We start from the raw sequence: 14,807 nt of genomic DNA, 5'->3' as shown, positions 1-14,807 counted from the left end.
ACAGCAGCAACGCCAACAAGATTTACGCACAGCGCTGCTAAGAGTTAGCACAAACAGATACACATACGTTGTAAGTCGGACGAGGCGGAACAAAATTTTCTCGCTGTAAAGTTTGTAGCATGATGAGTGAATCATGAATGATGTAGTCGATGTCCACATATATAATGATTAGGCTAAAAAGCTTTAAGAGAATATTGGTGAACTCATTAAGTTCGAGATGCCAGATTTAATAAGGGTTTAAGGAGAAGTAATGAAAACACTACCTTTGGAATTGATCATGCATGACTGCGTATTATGGGTATGAATTATGTTGAGGGTTTGCCAGCGGCCTAGAACGCTAGGGAATGTGGCTAATGAGGTCGCTATAGCCGTTTACGTGGTGCGTCCGAATTAGATCATTCCCTAAGGGCTAGCCCGTAACATAATTCGCACAATACGCACTTACATCGATACAGTTAATTCTTAACTTACTGAAAAGCCTAGTATTTCCACTAGGCTTTTTTTACTTTTCCTTTTAGTTTGCCGACCTGACAACAAGTGAGAACGACGAAGACTGAGGAGGCCGAACGCGGCGGAGGGGAGCGAAACCCCCGTCTAGTATTACGGGGGTTAATTCCACGGAACTGTCAGCCTTCACCGTGTATTCGCAAGTGTAACGCGCCAGTGTTTGAGCGTTAGCGAGTTATCTATAGTGTTTTTGATAACTCGATGTTTTGTCTTCTGTATATCAGACCGTCAATTATTAGCATTATTGATTTTTTTTCCTCATCCTCCAGTTTATCTATTAACTCCATTCTTGAGTTTAACTGCTCGTTTAAGGATGGTTTTTCTCCTCCTACTAGCTCTGAGACTGAGACCCCATATAGCCTTGCTATTTTTTCCACCACTTCTAATTGCGGGGATTGGGTGCCTTTTTCATACTTTATGTATGTTGATTTTGTAATGCCGATAGCTTTTGCAACATCTTCTTGTCGCATTTTTCTACCCTCTCTAAGCCACTTTATTTTATCTTCAAACATAAAAAGCCCCTTAATTGGTTAATTTATTTAATTATAAGGAGTGTTTTTTTATCCAGTGACTTGAAAATGTAAATTTTTATATCTAGTATGGATGAAAAGTTACACTTGACAGGTTTTTGGGATTTAATGAAAAAGAATATTTTTACAGTAGAAGAGCTACAAATCGACACTGAGGCTACGCCTTTCGTTTTTGTTGATTACTTGTCTTTTTCATTTCCGTACTCATCACTCCGTCATGCTCACAAGTCTGATTTGTCTAATCCTTGTTGGGCACCATTACCAAAACCAACGTATCAGCGTGTTCGTTGTCCTAAGCGAAAAGCAAAACTAGAGGATCTTTATCGTTCTAAATGGCGCGTTGCCATGCTTGACCGTTTGGAAGTTTTTTGTCTTCACGTTTTAGGTTTGAGAATGTCTCCGTGGCGTGAAAAGGGGCTTAATGGTTATGAGGATTCCTGTCATTTGACTCCTAAACATTCTCGTCAGCACGTTGGTTTTGTGGCTCTCGGTGGTAACCGTGATACCTGTTATATACAGCTTGAAGGGCTAGGGTGTCGTTCTCTTGTTGAGCATACATCTTTGTTTCGTTTGCATTGGTGGTTACAGCTTCTCGATTGCTCGAAGCTTTCTCGTATTGATTTGGCTGTCGATGATTTTCACGGTCTTTTTGGTCGTGATTATGCAAAGAAAGCCTATTCAGATGATGCGTTTAGAACTAGTTCAAGAGGTAGAACGCCAGTTGCTGGCGAACGTGTTTTTAAAGAGGCTAATGGTCGTGTTGTTAATGAATCGTTTGAAGTGGGTAGTCGTCAATCTAGGGTTTACTGGCGTATTTATAACAAGGCTGCTCAATTAGGGCTTGATATGTATTGGTTTCGCAATGAGGTGGAATTGAAGGACTTTCCTATTGATGTTCTGCTCGATATTAGCGGTTATTTTGCCGGAATTTGCGATTTCTCGGCTTCAATCGTGGCTTCTTGCCCTGTAAAGGTGATCACAAAAAAGTCTTCAATCGCTCTCGATATTCACGGGAGAGCAAAGTGGGCGCGTCGTCAGGTTGGTCGAACGCTTGCGGATTTAGCTAAATATTTTGATGGGGATATTGAAAAGGTTTTCGGTCTCCTCGTGTCCAGTGAACATCAGGATTCGGAGTTTAGTCTTCCTGATATTCATCAAAAATTACTTAAAGAAATAACGGGGTAGCATATTATGAATTCTTCTTTTTACCGTGATTATAGAGAAACTCAACATAAGGCTTTATTGGTTCGTGGTTGTAAAATTTGGACGGATGAGGAGCGTCATGAGATTAAAGAACTCTATGCTTCAGGGCGTTCTTATCGTGATATAGCTGAGCATTTTGGTGTTAGCTATCCCTCTGTTTCAAAGCAAATTTTGATGCTAGGTCTTTCTTCTAGGCGTAAGCCGTATTCACCTCGAGATAAGGATTACATCAGGAAGCATCATGCGACTAAGTCCTATAAACAGATTGCAAAGGATTTAGGTCGTAGCTATGGGGGTGTTAGGCGTTTTGCTGCTAAGATGGGGCTTGAACACAATTGTGGGGAGTCACATCGTCTTTGTAAGTTTTCAGATAATGATATTGAGCTCATGCGACAGCTTCACGATGATGGTTGTAGCGTTATTGATATCGCTTTGAAGATGGAAGCTCATTATGATTATGTTTCATCAGTTGTTAACTACAAGTCTCGCGCTTACATTTCTGTTCAATAATCAAATTCTATTTTTGAATGCTCAAAATTCAATATTGATTCGGTCTAACCCCGTAGGGATAAGGGCACTCTTCATACTTTTGGGGAGTGCCTTTTTTATTGCCCGAAAATCAGGGAGCTTGCGACCGTAGCATAGCTAAAGACGCAAACGAAAACCTTCATCTTGCTAAGCGCTCTTAAAGCTTGGTTAGGCTTTGTTGGGTGTTTTTGGGTGGTTATAGTTTTACTGGCTCTCTGATAGCTCTCTGTGCGTATTATGGTTTCTATGCACTAAATAGCTGTGGTCACTGGTGACTCTTAAATCTGTCTAAGTGCGTATTATGATTTTTATGTTTGCTATCAAAACACGCACCGGTTCCTGGACTCGAGTTGTTATTTTGCTACCATAATCAAACCAGGTAATTTGTGCAGAAAGGAAAAATGATGGCAATTACAATTCGAGACACAACAGAGCATGAGAAAATGCTTTCAGACCTAAAAGACCAAACCAACACGTCTACAATGAGTAAGGCACTAATCAAGGGCGGTTATGAGGCTTTGAAGTATCGAGAGCTTTACTTATCAGAGGTTCGCAAGAATGAGCAGCTTAGAGATAAGCTGTATCGTAATGGTAAGGCCGTTTCTGGTTATCTGGACGCCTTAGACGGTCTTAAACAAATTAGCTCTTAGTGCGTATTATGTACGTTATGTTAAATTGTATTTGGTGTTTATAAGGCAGGTATCATTGTGTGATGCCCTGCCTTTATTCGGTGTCGATATTCTCAGATTTATACTGTGTATTTAACCATAATGGCTATTTACCATAAAATACCTAATAACCAGTGGTAATAATCTTCGATTTTAACCCTGGTATTAGTAGAGATTAACCGCCAGCGAATTTAACTTTGTAGCCTTTCTTTTCAAGGTGCGCTTTGATCTTGTCACGCGCGTCGCCTTGAATCTCGATGTTGCCATCTTTAACCGAGCCGCCACAGCCGCACACTTTTTTAAGTTCTGCAGCCATTAGTTTTAATGGAGCGTCATCTAGGTCTAAGCCAGTTACGACAGAAACGCCTTTGCCTTTACGGCCTTTGGTTTCTTTTTGGATTCGAACAATACCATCGCCTTTAGGACGTTGGACTTTCTCTTCTTCAGGTGTGATGCGACCTGTTTCTGTTGAATATACTAGGCTCATAATTTACTTCTTTTGTTGCTCTGCTTTTTGTTTTGCGAGTAAGTAAGCTTCTATATGACGCTGGATTGCAATTTTGCCACCTTTAATTAAGCGTCCGTTAAACATGCAATACCACGCATTAGGCTCACCGGTGTCGTTCTTGATTTGGTAGCCGTTGAAGTTTTCAGTCGAGCCACCAGTACCTCTCGACTTGTTTAAGGTAGTGAATTCTTTAGGATCAATAATAGATGCGGTTTCAATCCACCAATCAATACTCTTCTTAACGGCAGCTAAATTGCCCTGAATAACATTATTTTTTAACTTCGCACGCCAAACCGTGTTTGTAGCATCCGTCGATTGCAGATGGACGCTTCGATAAATTGAATTAGCCATATCTATTGATCATCTTTTTGTTTTCACTGCATTAATCATAAGTATACTTTTAATGATATCAAGCATAATATGGCAAAAACACCTGTTAAGGTACGGTAATTTGAGAAAAAAAGTCCCTATTTTATCTGACTCTGTGATAATCAATTCATTTGTCGAAAATTTGAACAGCAATGCGTCAGTTGAAATTATAGACGAGTTAACAGGATACCAATATTCTCGCAATTCACTGTTGGGCATCTACAGTGATTGGAATCGCTACCACGCGTTCTGTGCTAAAAAACGCATTAACACTCTTCCTGCCTCTGTGACGGCAATTCGTCGTTTCCTAGAGACTGAATCCAATGACAGAAAATACGCATCGTTAAAACGTTACACTGCAACGCTTAGTTTGTTGCACACTGTGCTCGGCTTCGCTAACCCTATCAAACATCGGCAAGTTCGCTTTACCCTACTCCACTTACAAGCTCAAATGGCCGGTGATGCTAAGCAAACCAACGCCATGACGTCTGCGCACCTCACTGAATTGAACACGCTGCTTTCGCATGACAAAGCCAACTTAAGGGAAATTCGCGATATTGCTATTTATAATGTGATGTTCGAGTGTGCTTTAAAGCGTTCAGAACTCAAGTTGTTATCAACCAGTGATGTTGAGAGTACCGACAGTGATTATCAGATAACGATTAAAGATTCTGTGTACCAGCTTTCACAAGTCGCGAGTGTTGCACTTGAGCGTTGGCTTGCATTTACTGGAACACAAGTTGATCTACCTGTATTTCGTGCGATAGACAAGCATGAAAACATCGGGCTTCAAACTTTGGATGATTCTTCTATCTATCGAATCTTGCGCAGAGCGAGTGACTTACTACAGCTTTCAGAAAATCATCACTTCTCAGGAAATTCAATTCGCGTTGGCGCAGCACAAGAACTGTCGAAACAAGGTCTTAAGGTGAGAGAGATTCAGGATTTTGGTCGTTGGCTCAGTCCTGCTATGCCAGCTCAATACGTTGGCAATTTTGATAATGCAGAGCGTGAAAAAATGAAGTTTAAAGCGATTCTTCCCTGGCAGTAACTACAAGTTTTTTAAGCACCTGTTTTTAAAAATAGGTTTTTAAAACTGCTAGGTTAAAAACAATAATGCCTTGGCAGAAAGCGCAAGGCATTAATTTGTCATTGTCTCGTTGTTGGGGTCAGCTTTACAACAAGTGATTAGATGAACTAAGCAAGGCTCGTTCTAACGCAGTTCTCTAAGAACTGACTAAATTTAGGTCCATCATGTTCGACCATTTTAGGGAACATAGAAATCGGCGTCATACCCGGGAACGTATTCACTTCGTTCAGGTAGATCTCATTATCTTGTGTTAAGAAGAAGTCGATACGCGATAAATGACGAAGCTTCATTTGAGTGAAGACTTTGCGCGCGCTGTCTGCAATCAATTCACGTTGTTCATCAGTTAGGTTATTTGCTTCCACTTCAGTAATTGAGTGGCTGTCTGCACTGTATTTCTCTTCGTAAGAATAGAATGCGCCATTCGGTGCAATCACCTCGCCCGGCTTGCTGATGTAAAGCTTACCGTCAAGTTCATAAGCAGCAACTTCCAGTTCTCTTGGAACGACTGACTTTTCGACAAGTACTTGATCTGAGAAAGTAAACGCCTTATTGATTGCTTCGCTTAGATCTTCTACTTGGTTTACTTGATAACAGCCAACTGAAGAACCTTGACGAGCCGCTTTCACAAATACCTTACCCCAATTTTCAAAGGCTTGAGTTGCTTGTGAGTGAGTTTGCTCTGTGTTGTCTGATAGGAACAGATATGGTGTGTTTGGAATGCCCAGTGCGTCATACCAAAGCTTCGACGTGATCTTGTTGAAGCTGTTGTTACTTGCTTCAGAACCACAACCTAGATACGGAATTTTCGCCAGTTCAAACAGTGACTGGATGTCGCCCGTTTCACCTGGGAAGCCGTGAATACATGGCACAATGAAATCTACTTTTGAATCGAGTTCATCACCACGTAAAGTTTGATTGTTGATATCGAGATAAACCAATTCACCTGAATCAAGACACCAGCCTTCGTTTTTGATCTCAACTCTTATAACGTTAAAATCTGCAACGCTATTGAGTTGTTCAAAAAGGTAATTGGCTGAAACTAAAGATACTTCATGCTCTGAAGATCCACCGCCGCAAAGTAGAAGGATGTTTGTGGTGTTCATGGGTAAATTCGGTCCTTGAAACTAGGAATACTGACTTCAATGATAAACAAAAGTCGAAATAGGTACAGTGTTTTGAACGTTAAATTTGTGTCCGAAAGAACGAGCGATTAACTATTAAACAAAACTGTTCGTCTTAAAACAAAAGAAGGAGCATTTGCTCCCTCTTTATGAATTAAAACTTAGTTCAACTTGTTAAGCGTTGGGTATTCAGAGTTTTTGATGTCATCAATGCTCTTAACGAACGGCTTCAAGTTTTGGAAAGTGGTTGGCAGAGTCGAAATTGCCTTTTTAGCTTCTAAGCGTGTCGCGTAATCACCGTAAAGGACGGTGAACCACTTAGTGCCGTTAACCATTTTGTAGTTTTCCCAAACTGGTTGAGAAGTCGTTGGTAGCATTTTCACGAAAGAATCGACTTTAGTCTGGCTGCCAACAGCAACAACTTGAACTGTGTAACCAAAACGCTGGTTCATGTCTTGCTGTTTCTTGGTTGGGCCTGTTACTACTGCAACGGGTTTAGCCCTAGTCGTTTGAGTTACTTTCTGTTCAACAGGTTGGGTCTTGATAACGTTGACGACATTTTCTTCAACAACGCCTGTTTGCTCAGATTGAGATACAACTGGAGCTTCAACTTTGGCAGTTTTGTACTCTTCTTGATAGCTATCTGAAGTTACATTAGTCACGTAGTCGTCAGATACACATGCAGCCAAGAGCAGTGGCAAAGTCGCAATTGCAAATTTTTTCATGGAAAGCTCTATATCCTTAATAATAATTACTATAAATCATGCCGATACGTCGGTTTAGAATCAAGTTAACTTTGAGATTATACACCATTAGTGGGTGACCTATTTCACAAACTTTATGCAGTGTTTGCTTATTCATCTGAATTCGGTGAATTTGCCATCAACCTGTGAATCAAAAGTAAGTTACGATGAACTTACGTGCATTGCTAGGATATGTCTATGAATCATCTTGATCCCCTCCTTAAACCCCGCTCAATCGCAGTTGTTGGCGCTTCTCAACGAGAAACCCGAGCGGGATATATCGTTATGAACAATTTGTTGCACGGGGATTTTAAAGGTGCGGTGATGCCAGTTACTCCGAAATACGATTCTGTGGCCGGTGTACTTTCTTACAAGAACATTTTGTCGTTACCTATTGTTCCAGATCTCGCGATTTTGTGTACCAACGCGACACGCAATGTCGGCATCTTTGAAGAGTTGGCCGAGAAAGGTATTGCGTCCGTGATTGTGCTCTCTTCCGACATGCACCAACACAGTGAAAACGGCGAAACGTTTGATTCAAGATGCCTAGCGATAGCGAAAAAACATAACATTCGAGTGTTAGGCTCGAATAGCTTGGGGATTATTGTCCCTTGGCTCAATTTGAACGCCTCTTTCTCTCCAGTGACTGCGCTACCCGGTAAAATCGCGTTTGTTTCTCAGTCTGCGGCTGTTTGTACCACAATTCTTGATTGGGCGAACGACAAAGAGATTGGCTTCTCTGCATTCATCTCGATTGGTAATGGCAGTGATATTGAGTTTTCAGAGCTATTGGATTATTTGAGTACCGATTCGCATACCGAAGCGATTTTGCTTTATGTCGATAGCATTAGTGATGCGAGGCGCTTTATATCTGCAGCACGTGCGGCTTCACGTAACAGACGAATTTTGGTGTTAAAAGGCGGTCGAACCGCCAAAGGCAGAGCGGCAGCCATGGCACACACAGGTGGAGCCGACACATTAGACATCATTTATGACTCAGCCATTCGACGCAGCGGCATGCTCCGTGTTAAGAACTTGCATGAACTGTTTGCCGCAGTAGAAACGCTGACTCATTCGGTGCCATTGCGTGGTGAACGTCTCGCTATCGTCACCAATGGCGGTGGCCCTGCAATTATGGCCGTGGATACCCTATTCGACCGTGGTGGTAAGCTTGCTGAACTATCCGAGCAAACTCTAGATAAACTGAGTAATGTATTGCCATCGAGTTGGTCGCATAGCAATCCTATCGACATTGTCGGTGATGCTGGTGATCAGCGTTATATAGATACGATTAACACACTGCTTGATGGCGATGAAGCCGATGCCATTCTTATCATGCACAGCCCTTCTGCTATCGCACATTCTGCCAAAACCGCTGAGCGAATTATTGAAGCGATTAAGAAGCACCCTCGTCATAAGCGATTCAATATATTAACCAATTGGTCTGGTGAACTGACAGCAAGGCCTGCAAGAAAACTGTTCACAGAAGCGGGTATTCCAACCTATCGAACGCCAGAAAGTTCTGTGGTCGCCTTCATGCACTTGGTCGAGTACAGACGTAACCAACGCCAGCTAATGGAAACGCCAACGACAGCTGAAAAAGTTCACATTGAAGACTTGGCCGATGCGAAAAACTGGATAGAACGCCAACTACTGGATAAAGACACAGTTAGCCTTGATACCCATCAAAACAGTCAGTTTTTCAAGCACTTCAACTTAGATGTTCTACCAACTTGGATCGCCTCTGACCCAAGTGAAGCGGTACATATTGCTGAAACGATTGGTTATCCCGTTGCGGTAAAACTGCGTTCGCCAGACATCGCGCATAAATCAGATGTACAAGGCGTGATGCTCAATTTACGAAACAGCAGTGAAGTGGCGAATGCAGCTCAAGCGATTCTCGATCGATCTCAATTGTCGTTCCCTACCGCGCATATTCATGGTTTATTGGTTCAAGGAATGGCTAAGCTTGCGGGCGGGCAAGAGTTACGCGTGAAAGTAACAACCGATGAAACCTTTGGCCCTATCATTTTGCTTGGCCAAGGTGGGTCAGAGTGGGATGAATCGATTGATGCCGCTGCTGCTTTCCCACCGCTGAATATGACGCTGGCTCGTTATTTGATTATTCGAGCGATAAAAAGCGGCAAGATTCGCCTACAGAAATTACCTAACCCGATCGACATTGAAGGGCTCTCTGAGTTGCTGGTTCGTATCTCTCAAATGGTGGTTGATTGCCCTGAAATACATGATTTGGATATCCATCCCGTACTGGCCAATGGTGACAAGTTCACGATATTGGATGCAGATATCATTTTGAAAGCTTATGAGGGAGACCCGCAAGAAAGGCTCGCGATTCGCCCATACCCAGTCGAACTGGAAGAAACAATACAGTTAAAAGATGGTACTGAGGTGCTGCTGCGCCCTATTCTTCCAGAAGATGAACCGCTTCACGCTGACTTTATTAACCGAGTCTCTAAAGAGGACCTGTATAAGCGTTTCTTTAGTGATGTTGGTGAATTCAATCATGAGGCATTAGCTAACTTTACTCAGATCGATTTCGATAGAGAGATTGCTTTTGTGGTCGTTCGTAAGGAACAAGGTGTGCCTGCAATTATCGGTGTTTCAAGAGCACTGATTAACCCTGAGAACACGGATGCAGAGTTTGCGATACTGATACGGTCTGATCTGAAAGGTGTAGGCTTAGGTCGCATACTGATGACTAAGGTTATCGATTACTGTCGCGCTAAACAGACTAAGCAAATGTCGGGAATGACGATGCCAACGAATAGAGGGATGCTGACGCTAGCTCAAAAGCTTGGTTTTAAGCTAGATATCAGTTTTGAAGATGGTACGGCAGATATGGTGTTACCGTTACTTTAACGCCCATGTCTTTTTAAGATGTTGGATACACCAAGATTTGGCGTCGCCCATTTTGTTGCGTCGCCAAGCCATCACGATATCGATAGGTTGCGGCTCTGTTCCCGAAATCTGCTGTAGAACGCCAGATTCAATCAGCGGCTTAGCAATACTACTCGGCAAGGTGCCAATCCCTAAGCCAGTTGTCAGAGCCTCTACTTTTGCTGGAAAGCTTGTCACGGTTAAACGAGGTTGTTTCTCTAGAATATTACGAGTTAAAGCGGGTTGATCGCGGGCTGTGTCTGCAATTGCAATAACCCTGTAACTTTCCCTCGCTTTTTGATCGAACTCGCCAGAACGCTTGTGAACGTAGTGGTTTGATGCCGCGACCCATACCATTTCCATCTTACCAATTATGTCACTTTTCATATCGTTTGGAATCGTGTCGAGCTTGGGACATACCAATAAATCGGCTCGGCCATCTGTGAGAGACTCCCAACAACCCGCTAAGATTTCCTCTTGCAAACGAACACGTGTCTTACTGATTTTGCCTAACTCATCGACTAGCGGGAAGAAATTAGCAATCGGAATAATGCCATCAAAAGCGATGGTTAAATCTAACTCCCAGCCATTAGCAAGAATACTCGCGTCGTTAACGAGTTGTTCAGTGGCGCCAAGAATAATCCTACCTTGCTCTAATATTAACTGCCCCGCTTCTGTGAAATTTGCACGGTGGCCTGAGCGGTCAAAAATCATGATATCCAAGTCTTGTTCTAATTTCTGGATTTGATAACTCAATGAAGAAGGTGCTCGGTCCATTTCATTCGCTGCAGCGGCAAAACTCCCACGACGATCGATGGCATCCAGTATATGTAGTGCTTCAAGTGTTATTGGGCTATGCATCATTATCCAACTTTATAAATGAGAGGTTAATCACAAAAATTGAAGTATTCACCAGCTAAATGGAACATTTAAAGCTTTTTAAATACAACGAGTTATACGGTTAAAACAGGTTTAGACTGACGAAGTCGAAAATAAATTCAAATGCAAATAATAGTAATTATCATTTAGATCCAATATTATCTTTCGCAAATCAAGATAATACTATGGAATTAAGGTAACTATCAGATGTATAAGCAATCCCTACTCTCTGCTTCAATCGTTTTAGCGCTTTCATCAACCTCAGCCTTTGCTGAAGATTATGCCCTATTTGACGAGGTTGTTGTATCTTCGACTCGTACGAATCAAACACTTATCAATACTGCGGCTTCTGTGACTGTCATCTCTGATGAGCAAATCGAAGAGAACATGGCAAAAGATGTTAACGAAATCTTCGAGTACACTCCAGGTGTGACGATGAACTCGAGCTCTCGCCAAGGCGCACAGACTATCAACATTCGTGGAATGGAAGGTAAACGCGTTAAGATTTTGGTTGATGGTTCATCGCAACCAGGTTCATTTGATGGTGGTCCTTATGCATTTATTAACTCTAGCGGTATTTCAATCGATCCCGACATGTTAAAAAGCGTTGAAATCATCAAAGGCGCTGCTTCAAGTTTACACGGAAGTGATGCTATTGGCGGCGTTGTTGCTTTCGAAACTAAAGACCCTTCTGATTTCTTAAAAGATGGCGAAGATTTTGGTGGTCAAGCTAAACTGTCTTACTCTTCAGAAGACAACTCTTTTAGCGAACATGTTGCGTTAGCGAATCGATTTGGCGACCTAGAAACATTGGTAGCCTACACGCGTCGAGATGGTGAAGAGTTGCAAAACTTCCGTAACCCTAACGACTTAGAGAACTACGCTGTTGAAGGTCAAGATACCTCAGCAGATAATCTTTTGGTTAAGTTACAGTACCAGTTAAACGAAAGTCATCGTATCGAGTTTTTAGCTGAGCTAATCAAAGATACTTCAGACTCTGACATCTACCACTCAAGCTATGATAGCTATACAGGTGCTGATGACACAACGCAAAATCGATTTGCTATTAAGCATATTTGGTTCGCTGATGGTGCAATTGCCGACACCGTAACGAGTAAAGTATCGTACATTTCTAAAGAAGAAAATGGTGTAACGAAGCGCTTTAAACCTGCTGGTCCTGGTATGCCACCTTGGGTTCCAGCTAACAACGACAATTTACAAACAAAAGATTACGAGTACACCGAAGATAAGCTTGAGATCGAGACGCAGTTAGATAAAGAAATTAACAACCATTACCTAGTGTATGGTGCGACTTATACACATAGTGACATTAGTAACACCAACATGGAGTACAACTCTGATCCAGCTACTGATGATCAGCTTTATGTATACACTCCTGATGCTAAAGAGCAAAAATTCGGCTTGTTTGTTCAAGATGAAATTAGCCTAATGAATGACAAGCTAGTTGTTACTCCAGGTGTTCGTTTTGATTACTTCTCAACGGATCCAGGTAGCAACACTACCGAATCGTTGACTGATTTCTCTGATTCAGCAGTAACAGGTCGTTTAGGTTCAACATACAAACTGACAGATACAGGCACTATTTTCGGCCAAATAAGCCAAGGCTTTAGAGCTCCTTCTTTTGATGAGCTTTACTACACCTATGACAACCCTGGACACGGCTACGTAAATGATCCAAACCCAGATCTGAAGTCAGAAACGAGTATCTCTTACGAGTTAGGCTACCGTCATAATACTCAAGCTTCATCATCTGAAATTGCGGCTTACTACAGTGACTACGATGATTTCATTGAGACAGTGGTTACGAAAAAGGTTGGCGGAACAACGCACTATTCTAACGTTAACTTAGATTCGGCAACGATTAAGGGGATTGAGTTCTCGAACACGTTACTTTGGGATGTTTTAGTCGGCGCACCTGAAGGCATTTCGACACACTTCGTTGCATCATACACTGAAGGTGAAGACGGAAACGGAAATGCACTAAATAGTGTGAACCCTTGGAATGCTGTATTAGGTCTTAACTACGATGCTCCAAACCAAAACTGGGGTACTAGCCTTAAGTTAAATTACACAGCTGACAAGTCTGGTTCAGACATCAACTTCGATGATGAAAGTGGCGGTAATGCTGGTCAAGCTGAGCTTCCAAGTGCCACGGTTGTTGACTTGACGGCTTACTACAAGCCAATCAAAGATCTGACTATTCGTGGTGGCGTGTTTAACTTAACTAATGAAGAGTACTACCGTTGGAACGACATTCGCGGCGATGATGAGCTTTACAAAGAAAACTCGCAAGCGGAAAGAAACTACGGCATTTCAGCTAAATACGAATTCTAATTCGTTAGAATTGCGAATCGCAGAAACTAAAAAGCCAGCTTAATGCTGGCTTTTATCTATTTCACTAAAAATTGTATCAAAAAGGAATAAGTGAAATTGCGTCTTACTTCTCTGCCATTTCTTTCTTAACCATTACTGCAGCAGCAATGATGAAAGTGATGATTAGGCCTAGTTCCATGATTAACTCCAAAGAAAATTAACATTAAACATATAATTCGCGAGCATATTAACACAACGAATACAGAATGATACTTTTTAACCACTAAATTACTTTTTATTCGATTTAGATCAAAAAAGATGCCCTAAAGCATCTTTTTGTACGTTAACTATTCATGAAACGACTAGATTAACCAGGGAAACCATCAGGGTTCGTTGACTGCCAGCGCCACGTATCTTCAGTCATATCAGTCAGTGTGCGTGTCGCATTCCAGCCTAATTCTTTCTGAGCTTTTGCCGGATCTGCCCAGCATTCAGCGATATCACCTGGGCGACGATCGACTAGTTTATAAGGAACTTGTTTACCGCTCGCTTTCTCAAACGCCTTAACCATATCTAATACACTTGAACCGTTACCTGTACCAAGGTTGTAGATATGAAGACCATCTTTACGCCCTACTTTCTCAAGTGCAGCGATATGACCGTCAGATAGATCCATGACGTGGATGTAATCACGTACGCCAGTGCCGTCTTTTGTTGGGTAATCGCTACCAAATACTGATAAGAATTCACGGCGGCCTACGGCTACTTGAGAGACGAATGGCATTAGGTTATTTGGAATACCTTGCGGATCTTCACCTAACTCACCACTTGGATGAGAACCGACGGGGTTAAAGTAACGCAGCAGTGTAATGCTCCAATCTGGATTCGCTTGTTGGAAATCGGTTAAGCACTCTTCAACCATTAGCTTACTACGGCCATAAGGGTTGGTTGCACTTGTCGGGAAATCTTCAGTAATTGGCACACTCGCTGGATCGCCATATACCGTTGCCGATGAACTAAATACCAGTGTTTTCACACCAGCTTCACGCATTGCATCAACAAGAACTAGCGAACCATTTACATTGTTGTCGTAGTATTCAAGAGGCTTAGCAACGGACTCACCCACCGCTTTAAGGCCAGCAAAATGGATAACGGCTTCGATGTTATGTTGCTTCATGGTTTCAGTTAAAAGCGCCTTATCACGAACGTCGCCTTCAACGAAACTAGGGCGAACGCCCGATACTTTTTCGATACGCTCTAGAACGCTCGGTTTGCTGTTGTACAAGCTATCAAAAAGTACAGGTGTCATACCTGCGTTAATCATCTGGATACTTGTATGGCTACCAATGTAACCCATGCCACCTGTAACTAAAACATTCATGCTTAGCAGACCTTTTAATTAAAATTATTCAATCTATCACTTATGATA

Annotated in this window: 13 protein-coding genes; 6 read left to right on the top strand and 7 right to left on the bottom strand. The window is 42.1% G+C overall.

Annotated elements, in window-relative coordinates; genetic code table 11:
- Positions 1–686 precede the first annotated feature (686 nt).
- Positions 687–1,019 (bottom strand): helix-turn-helix domain-containing protein, encoded by a 333-nt coding sequence (locus tag IHV80_RS21165; RefSeq protein ID WP_192890848.1) that lies wholly within the window; start codon positions 1,017–1,019, stop codon positions 687–689.
- Between the two features lie 126 nt (positions 1,020–1,145).
- Here IHV80_RS21165 and IHV80_RS21160 point away from each other — a divergent pair, with 126 nt between their 5' ends.
- The 3 genes from IHV80_RS21160 (at position 1,146) to IHV80_RS21150 (ending at position 3,418) form a co-directional block, all read left to right on the top strand.
- The gene (locus IHV80_RS21160; protein WP_192890847.1) at positions 1,146–2,222 is read left to right on the top strand and encodes a replication initiation factor domain-containing protein; all 1,077 of its coding nucleotides are present in this window, start codon (positions 1,146–1,148) and stop codon (positions 2,220–2,222) included.
- Positions 2,223–2,228: 6 nt separating this feature from the next.
- Positions 2,229–2,750 (top strand): helix-turn-helix domain-containing protein, encoded by a 522-nt coding sequence (locus IHV80_RS21155; RefSeq protein ID WP_192890642.1) that lies wholly within the window; start codon positions 2,229–2,231, stop codon positions 2,748–2,750.
- 422 nt (positions 2,751–3,172) lie between these two features.
- A complete protein-coding gene (locus IHV80_RS21150) occupies positions 3,173–3,418 on the top strand; it encodes a hypothetical protein (RefSeq protein WP_019824186.1) in 246 nt (81 codons plus the stop codon).
- A 193-nt stretch (positions 3,419–3,611) separates the two neighbouring features.
- Here the strand turns inward: IHV80_RS21150 and yciH are convergent, their stop codons facing one another.
- Together yciH and IHV80_RS21140 are read right to left on the bottom strand one after the other, a co-directional pair.
- Entirely contained in the window at positions 3,612–3,923 is a 312-nt protein-coding gene (gene yciH / locus IHV80_RS21145) for a stress response translation initiation inhibitor YciH (protein WP_102436931.1), read from the bottom strand.
- 3 nt (positions 3,924–3,926) lie between these two features.
- Positions 3,927–4,295, bottom strand: coding sequence for a DUF3319 domain-containing protein (locus IHV80_RS21140; RefSeq protein ID WP_065105743.1), 369 nt, complete (start codon positions 4,293–4,295; stop codon positions 3,927–3,929).
- Positions 4,296–4,395: 100 nt separating this feature from the next.
- Between IHV80_RS21140 and IHV80_RS21135 the strand changes: the two genes are divergently transcribed.
- Positions 4,396–5,364 carry a tyrosine-type recombinase/integrase gene (locus tag IHV80_RS21135; RefSeq protein WP_192890846.1) on the top strand — a complete coding sequence of 323 codons (969 nt, stop codon included), beginning with the start codon at positions 4,396–4,398 and terminating at the stop codon, positions 5,362–5,364.
- A gap of 146 nt (positions 5,365–5,510) precedes the next feature.
- Here the strand turns inward: IHV80_RS21135 and IHV80_RS21130 are convergent, their stop codons facing one another.
- Positions 5,511–6,506, bottom strand: a complete 996-nt coding sequence (locus tag IHV80_RS21130; protein ID WP_192890845.1) for a D-alanine--D-alanine ligase — start codon at positions 6,504–6,506, stop codon at positions 5,511–5,513.
- 179 nt (positions 6,507–6,685) lie between these two features.
- Positions 6,686–7,249, bottom strand: a complete 564-nt coding sequence (locus IHV80_RS21125) for an SPOR domain-containing protein (protein WP_017108031.1) — start codon at positions 7,247–7,249, stop codon at positions 6,686–6,688.
- A gap of 216 nt (positions 7,250–7,465) precedes the next feature.
- Between IHV80_RS21125 and IHV80_RS21120 the strand changes: the two genes are divergently transcribed.
- Positions 7,466–10,147 (top strand): bifunctional acetate--CoA ligase family protein/GNAT family N-acetyltransferase, encoded by a 2,682-nt coding sequence (locus tag IHV80_RS21120; RefSeq protein ID WP_192890844.1) that lies wholly within the window; start codon positions 7,466–7,468, stop codon positions 10,145–10,147.
- On the opposite strand, the gene IHV80_RS21115 is transcribed toward IHV80_RS21120, so the two are convergent.
- Positions 10,139–11,026: a LysR family transcriptional regulator gene (locus IHV80_RS21115; RefSeq protein WP_192892191.1), complete on the bottom strand. Its 888-nt coding sequence runs from the start codon at positions 11,024–11,026 to the stop codon at positions 10,139–10,141. The two genes, IHV80_RS21120 and IHV80_RS21115, sit on opposite strands and share 9 nt — an antisense overlap.
- Before the next feature lie 225 nt (positions 11,027–11,251).
- On the opposite strand from IHV80_RS21115, the gene IHV80_RS21110 reads away from it, so the two are divergent.
- Positions 11,252–13,399, top strand: a complete 2,148-nt coding sequence (locus tag IHV80_RS21110) for a TonB-dependent hemoglobin/transferrin/lactoferrin family receptor (protein ID WP_192890843.1) — start codon at positions 11,252–11,254, stop codon at positions 13,397–13,399.
- A 346-nt stretch (positions 13,400–13,745) separates the two neighbouring features.
- Here the strand turns inward: IHV80_RS21110 and galE are convergent, their stop codons facing one another.
- On the bottom strand, positions 13,746–14,759 hold the full coding sequence (galE, locus tag IHV80_RS21105) for a UDP-glucose 4-epimerase GalE (RefSeq protein WP_192890842.1): 1,014 nt from the start codon (positions 14,757–14,759) through the stop codon (positions 13,746–13,748).
- Between the last annotated feature and the right edge of the window lie 48 nt (positions 14,760–14,807).

Origin of the sequence: Vibrio bathopelagicus, from assembly GCF_014879975.1 — a bacterium.
GTDB classification, from domain to species: Bacteria; Pseudomonadota; Gammaproteobacteria; order Enterobacterales; family Vibrionaceae; genus Vibrio; species Vibrio bathopelagicus.
Note: the sequence above shows the minus strand (reverse complement) of the source record. Positions and strands in the feature narration are given on the sequence as shown.

Bases quoted from the DNA above. Each gene is read 5' to 3' on its own strand.
- IHV80_RS21165 (WP_192890848.1), bottom strand. From the start codon at position 1,019: ATGTTTGAAGATAAAATAAAGTGGCTTAGAGAGGGTAGAAAAATGCGA.
- IHV80_RS21160 (WP_192890847.1), top strand. From the start codon at position 1,146: ATGAAAAAGAATATTTTTACAGTAGAAGAGCTACAAATCGACACTGAG.
- IHV80_RS21155 (WP_192890642.1), top strand. From the start codon at position 2,229: ATGAATTCTTCTTTTTACCGTGATTATAGAGAAACTCAACATAAGGCT.
- IHV80_RS21150 (WP_019824186.1), top strand. From the start codon at position 3,173: ATGGCAATTACAATTCGAGACACAACAGAGCATGAGAAAATGCTTTCA.
- yciH (WP_102436931.1), bottom strand. From the start codon at position 3,923: ATGAGCCTAGTATATTCAACAGAAACAGGTCGCATCACACCTGAAGAA.
- IHV80_RS21140 (WP_065105743.1), bottom strand. From the start codon at position 4,295: ATGGCTAATTCAATTTATCGAAGCGTCCATCTGCAATCGACGGATGCT.
- IHV80_RS21130 (WP_192890845.1), bottom strand. From the start codon at position 6,506: ATGAACACCACAAACATCCTTCTACTTTGCGGCGGTGGATCTTCAGAG.
- IHV80_RS21125 (WP_017108031.1), bottom strand. From the start codon at position 7,249: ATGAAAAAATTTGCAATTGCGACTTTGCCACTGCTCTTGGCTGCATGT.
- IHV80_RS21120 (WP_192890844.1), top strand. From the start codon at position 7,466: ATGAATCATCTTGATCCCCTCCTTAAACCCCGCTCAATCGCAGTTGTT.
- IHV80_RS21115 (WP_192892191.1), bottom strand. From the start codon at position 11,026: ATGCATAGCCCAATAACACTTGAAGCACTACATATACTGGATGCCATC.
- IHV80_RS21110 (WP_192890843.1), top strand. From the start codon at position 11,252: ATGTATAAGCAATCCCTACTCTCTGCTTCAATCGTTTTAGCGCTTTCA.
- galE (WP_192890842.1), bottom strand. From the start codon at position 14,759: ATGAATGTTTTAGTTACAGGTGGCATGGGTTACATTGGTAGCCATACA.